Here is a 3,565-nt window from a genome sequence, read left to right as displayed (position 1 = left end):
TCACCCCGATCGGGCAATCCAAAGCATTCCGCGCAAGTCAAGGCCGGGCACGGCGATCCTCTCGTGACGCTCACCATGTATTGGGGGATACCGGGCGTGGTATGTAGGGCGATGGCTTCCCAAACCAGATCCGCTTTCGGGTCGGGAATCCCATGGCTGCGGAGGAATTCGCGCGCTGCGTCGGCGCCATCAACTTCAAACCGCTTTGTGTCGGTATGATAGGCGTCGACAAGCCCTAAGTCGTGAAACAGCGCTGCGACGTAGAGCAGTTCAGAATCGAATTTGAGATTTTGCCGGACGCCCTTCATTGCGCCGAACACGAAAACGCGGACGGAATGGTTGTACAGCATCTCGGTTTCATGTTGCCGCACGAGTTCCGCGGCTTCGCGTGCGATCTTGCTATCGGGAATCCTGATGCCAAATAAAGTGTCAGCCATTGTCGAACTCCGTCCTTCGTGTCTGCGATCTGTGCTGTCTGCATTACCGGGGCTCCCCACGAAGCCGGATGCATCGGATCGCTCCCGTCGCTGGTGTTAGCGAATAGATGCGTTGCGCCTGGTCATTTGCCAAGATTGCCGATTTTGGCTGTACCATCGATGGCTGCCTTCCCCATCCATCCGGCACGCCGACTAATGTGAACTATCGCGCAGGTGGCCAGCCGCTCGCCAGCGGGACAAAGATAGATATCGTCCGCAATGGCCCGGGGCGGCGTTCTCGACCGTGTGTTCCCCGATTCGCGCAAGAGCCGGCGACCTTCTCCGCGACGCTCATGGTTAGCCCGACTTCAAGCGGGCGCGGTGACTTCGCCCGCGGCCTCTACGTTGAGAATGATCTTCCCTTTCGGCGGTAATCGTCGGCCTTCCAACATCATGTGCGCGTCTCGCGCATCGGTGAGAGGGAGGACTGCACCTACGCGGGTTTTCAGTTCGCCGCGGTCAATGAGTTCGGCGATTGTGCGCAGCCGCTCGGTAGTCACTTCCACCAAGAAGAAAGCTGCGGTAACCCCGTGGGACTTTGCGCGGTCTTGATCAGGCTGGGACACCGCGGAGATCAGCTTGCCGCCTGGGCGAAGAACCTGAAAAGAACGTATTTGCGTGTCGCCTCCGACGAGATCGAGGACCGCGTCGACATCCTTCACCTCGTCCTCGAAGCGTTGTGCGTGATAATCCAATACCTTGTCGGCACCGAGGGATCGCACGTACTCGATGTCCTTGGTCCCCGCCGTCGCGATTGAACGCAGGCGAGCGCGACGAGCGAGCTGAACCGCGTAGGCTCCGACGTTTCCCGCAGCTCCGTGAATGACTGCCGTCTGACCGGCTTCGAGGCGAGCGTGGTCGAACAATCCTTGCCACGCCGTGACCGCTACGACGGAAACGGAAGCCGCTTCGGCATAGCTCAGCGAGCTTGGTTTCTTCGCAAGCATCCCAGCAGAGGCCACGGCGTATTCTGCGTAAGCGCCAAGGAAATGGGTGTTGGTCACACCGAAAACCTGATCTCCAATAGCCAGTTCGGAAATGCCGGATCCCACGGCCGCGACTGTTCCGGACAGATCAGAGCCGAGCGTAAGAGGGAGAGGCTGCGGCAACGCGCTCTTGCCGGCCCTGATCCAACCGTCCCAGGGACCGACTCCGGCTGCGTGGACATCGACAAGAACCTCGCCCGGACCAGGATCTGGCCTGGGAACCCGTTCCAAAATCATCGCTTCCGGCGGTCCAAATTCGTGTACTCGCCATGCCAACATGGAAGCGCGAGCAGGACCATGGGAAGCATTTCCGACGAGGGTACTTGCCATCCTGGACTCCCTACTAAGACGGGAGTCAGCTGCCGGCTTGCGCTATTCGCCGAGTCCAAACATCGCCCCTACGCTCGACGCTCCACAACCAGGAAGATTCTGCGTGCATGAGAGATGGGCTCCGCAGCGAGACTGGTATCGACAATGGCTGGTCATCGGCCAGCTCTCGATGGGCAACTTTGTACATCTGATTGCTTGCTTGAAGGAAGTGGGTTCTTGCAGCTTTGTAATTGGCGTCCGGCAAATTGTCTCTGATTGCTGTCGCGAGCTTCCTCAATCGGGCCTCAGGAGCTTCAAACCGCCCCAATCCATCGAGTGCACCACGCGAACAGGACAGCTGGTCAGCAAATGACAGCTACCCTGCCTGAATATCTCACTGCAGGATCTTCATACAGGAGGGTACTTCCGGTTCAACATTCGCGAGTTATGTAGTGGGCAACGATCCACCGCACCGGTGCGCCGGCACGCATGAATTGCGGTGCTGTTGGCAGTTCAGTGCGCGCATCGGAGATAGGAGTTTGATATTGGCCGACATGATTTCTCGCATTAAGATTCCCCGAGGACCCCGAAGTCGGCCGCATCGCTTTAGACGAATGGCTCCGCCGCTCACAGGCAAGAGCCTGATCCCGCATCCGCTAACCGAAGGATAGAGTCTCCATGAAACGGGTCCTCTGTTCGCTGCTTATCGCCGCACTGCCCTTCGGAAGCGTCTTCGCTGATGCGCCGAAGTCGAAGAACGCTAAGGAAACTCTCGTTTACCAGCATGAGCTGCCGAACGTTCCCGGCAAGAGCATCAAGGGGGTACTCGTCGAATATGGTCCGGGCGGTTACTCACCTGGCCACACGCACGCCAAATCTGCTTTCATCTACGCGACCGTCCTCGAGGGAGAGATCCGCAGTCAGGTCAACGACGGACCAGTGACGATCTACAAGGCCGGACAAAGCTTCTCTGAGCTTCCCGGCGACCGCCACGGCGTCAGCGCCAATGCCAGCGAGACGCTGCCGGCCAAGCTCCTCGCGGTGTTCGTGATGGACACGGACGAGACGGAACTGACGATCCCATTCAGGAACTGAGCTTTAATACCTTCCGTGCGGAGATCTTGCCGAGGTAACCCAGCGGAGCTGGCGTTTGCTGTAGCTTATCTGCTGGAAGAAAGGGCGACAGCGCTATGCACGAAACTGACCGCAGGAAAGGCCCTGCCTGATGTTTGCTGCGGTGCATGAGTCCGGTTATGGCCCTTCTGAGACATACCGAACGGCATGATGAATGTCCGCATTCGAGGCCAAAGCGGAAAAGATGGGCTCACTTTGAGTTCTTCTCACTGTGACCCAAAAGAGACGTATCGCACCTGACGACCCATGCGCACGTTGGCAGGATCGCAAGCTCGTCTAGCGAGAGGTGTTGCAAAGTGGACTGGCTTAGACTCTCCAGTATTTCCGGATCACGTTGGGAGCAGGCTCGAGTCCCGAACCGGCACCTCGCGGGCTTTTGGGGTGCGCCGTGAGCCGTGCAACGACCGACATCTCCTTCCCGCATCATCGCGGTGTCGGCATTCGTTGTCACTGCCAGATTGCGACAGCTCCTGACCGGCCGCAATGAATTGAGCGCCCCTGCATTCAAATGCTCGTGTTTCGCGTCTTGCGAGGGGCAACAGGAGACGGAGCTATGCGAATATGGTGCAGAGCGCGACGCAACACATTTATGAGGAGGCTCTTGATGCATGGCTTGCGGGATGCTTTGCAGCAGAGTCAGAAAGACGGTGTCGCGATCGG

Annotated in this window: 3 protein-coding genes; 1 reads left to right on the top strand and 2 read right to left on the bottom strand. The window is 58.4% G+C overall.

Annotated elements, in window-relative coordinates:
• Positions 1-350 (bottom strand): HD domain-containing protein (locus tag AAFX91_RS39910; RefSeq protein WP_394570156.1); only part of this gene is annotated, 350 nt, incomplete at its 3' end.
• Between the two features lie 434 nt (positions 351-784).
• The gene (locus AAFX91_RS39905; protein WP_394570157.1) at positions 785-1,741 is read right to left on the bottom strand and encodes an NADP-dependent oxidoreductase; all 957 of its coding nucleotides are present in this window, start codon (positions 1,739-1,741) and stop codon (positions 785-787) included.
• A 708-nt stretch (positions 1,742-2,449) separates the two neighbouring features.
• On the opposite strand from AAFX91_RS39905, the gene AAFX91_RS39900 reads away from it, so the two are divergent.
• On the top strand, positions 2,450-2,866 hold the full coding sequence (locus AAFX91_RS39900) for a cupin domain-containing protein (RefSeq protein ID WP_394570155.1): 417 nt from the start codon (positions 2,450-2,452) through the stop codon (positions 2,864-2,866).
• Positions 2,867-3,565 lie beyond the last annotated feature (699 nt).

Source organism: Bradyrhizobium sp. 31Argb (assembly GCF_043638955.1).
GTDB lineage: Bacteria > Pseudomonadota > Alphaproteobacteria > Rhizobiales > Xanthobacteraceae > Bradyrhizobium.
This window is presented reverse-complemented; position numbering and strand designations above follow the sequence as displayed.

Excerpts from the sequence above, each read along its gene's own strand:
- AAFX91_RS39905 (WP_394570157.1), bottom strand. The coding sequence starts at position 1,741 with ATGTTGGCATGGCGAGTACACGAATTTGGACCGCCGGAAGCGATGATT.
- AAFX91_RS39900 (WP_394570155.1), top strand. The coding sequence starts at position 2,450 with ATGAAACGGGTCCTCTGTTCGCTGCTTATCGCCGCACTGCCCTTCGGA.